This window comes from Kitasatospora sp. NPDC059577, assembly GCF_042735475.1.
GTDB lineage: Bacteria > Actinomycetota > Actinomycetes > Streptomycetales > Streptomycetaceae > Kitasatospora.
The window spans coordinates 1-1,847 of record NZ_JBHWBZ010000111.1; the positions used below are offsets into that span (position 1 = coordinate 1).

1 protein-coding gene and 1 pseudogene are annotated in these 1,847 nt (G+C 75.9%); both read right to left on the reverse strand.

The annotated features are described in order from the left end of the window. Nucleotides 1–119: 119 nt before the first annotated feature. Nucleotides 120–782: an HAD-IA family hydrolase gene (locus ACFV0O_RS40690; protein ID WP_380349873.1), complete on the reverse strand. Its 663-nt coding sequence runs from the start codon at nt 780–782 to the stop codon at nt 120–122. A 55-nt stretch (nt 783–837) separates the two neighbouring features. After that, nucleotides 838–1,745 (reverse strand): annotated as a pseudogene (locus ACFV0O_RS40695) (dihydrofolate reductase family protein); the annotation flags it as partial. Nucleotides 1,746–1,847: the final 102 nt, after the last annotated feature.

Below are 1,847 nucleotides of genomic sequence, written 5' to 3' on the forward strand. Positions count from 1 at the left end.
GCCGCCTCGTGGGGGGTGATCGGTTAAATCTTCTGGCGGCCCCCCACTGGGAGCCCCCCCCCGCCCCCCGCTCCCGCCGCCGGGTGCGGGCCACGGGCCGGTCCGGCGTTCGCGGTGGGTCAGCCGACGGTGACGGTGAGGAGGCCGTCGGGGGTGGCCGTGACGGTGACGGCGGTGAGGTCGTCGGCGTGGGCGTCCGGGTGGTGGGCGGTGGCGCGGGGGCCGATGCCGACGACGCGGAGGCCGGCCGCCTTCGCGGCCGCGATGCCGGCGCCGGAGTCCTCGAAGGCGAGGCAGTCGGCGGGGGCGAAGCCGACGGCGGCGGCGCCCTTGAGGAAGCCCTCCGGGTCCGGCTTGCTGGCGCCGACGGACTCGGCGGTGACCAGGACGGGCGGCAGCGGCAGTGCGGCGGCGTCCATCCGGACCCGGGCGAGGGGCTCGTCGGCGGAGGTGACCAGGGCGTGCGGGTGGCCGGCCAGCGAGGCGAGGAAGGCCGCGGCGCCGGGGACCGGGACGACGCCCTCGGTGTCGGCGCGCTCCTCGTCGAGCATCCGCGCGTTGTCGGCGAGGTTGACCTCGACCGGACGGTCGGGCAGCAGGGCGGCCATGGTGGCGTGGCCCTGGCGGCCGTGGGCGACGGCGAGCACCTCGGCCGGGTCGAGGCCGTGCCGCTCGGCCCAGCGGCCCCAGCAGCGTTCGACGACGGCGTCGGAGTTGACCAGGGTGCCGTCCATGTCCAGCAGGAGGGCGCGGGTGGTCAGCCGGACGGGGGCGGCAGGCATGGGGGGCTCCTCGGGGAACGGGGTGGTGCTATTTGTTCCTCAATGATACAAAAGATCAGCCCAGCAGGTGGGCGTTGACCGCGCGGGCCTCCTCGGCCAGCTCCGGCAGCTCCACCACCTCGACCCCGGCCGCCTCCAGCAGGGCGGTGCCCTGGCAGTCGGCGACGAACAGGTCCGGCTCGCGCCAGGCGACCACCACCCGCGGCACGCCCGCCGCGATGAGCAGCCGGGCGCACGGCACCGGCCGCGAGGCACGCTGTCCGCAGGGCTCCAGTGAGCTGTAGACGGTCGCCCCGCGCAGTCGGGGGTCGCCGGCCGGGAGCTTGGCCAGGGCCGCCTCCTCGGCGTGGTCGTGCGCGTCCGCCTCCCGGCTGTAGCCCTCCGCCAGCACCCGGCCGTCGGCACCGACGACCACCGCGCCGACCGAGAAGGCCGTCTCGGACGGCGGGCACAGGCGGGAGAGCTCGACGGCCCGGCGCAGGTGGTCGAGATCGGTGGTCGCGGGGCGGTTCACGGTGCGGGCTCCTTCGGGGCGTACCTGAGCAGGACGAGATCGCCCACGGTACGTGCCCCGAGCAGCCGCATCCGCCGGGCCGGGCCGCCCGGGAAGGCCGCGGGCCGGACGAACCGGGGCGCCTCGGCCTGACCGACCAGCAGCGGGGCGACGGCCAGCTGCAGTTCGTCCGCGAGGCCCTGTGCCAGGAACTGGGTGTGCACGCCCCCGCCGCCCTCGACCATCAGTCGGCGCACCCCGCGCGCGCCCAGGTCGTCCAGCACCGCGCCGAGGTCCACGGCGCCGCCGAGCGCGACCACCTCGGCCAGTCCGTCCAGCCGGGGGCGCAGCGCGGCCGCCCCGGCGTCCGTGGTGTAGGCGAGCTTCTCGCCGCCGGTGTGCCAGAACCGCAGGTCGGCGGAGAGGTCCCCGCTCGCGCTGAGCGTCACCTTCAGCGGGTGCTCGGGCCGGGGGGCGAACGGGCCGGGCGTCGGCGCCCCGGGGGGGGTGAGGAAAAAGGTCATATTTTGAGTCGCGGAGAAGTGGTCGGAGAACCAGAAAGATAAGATTAA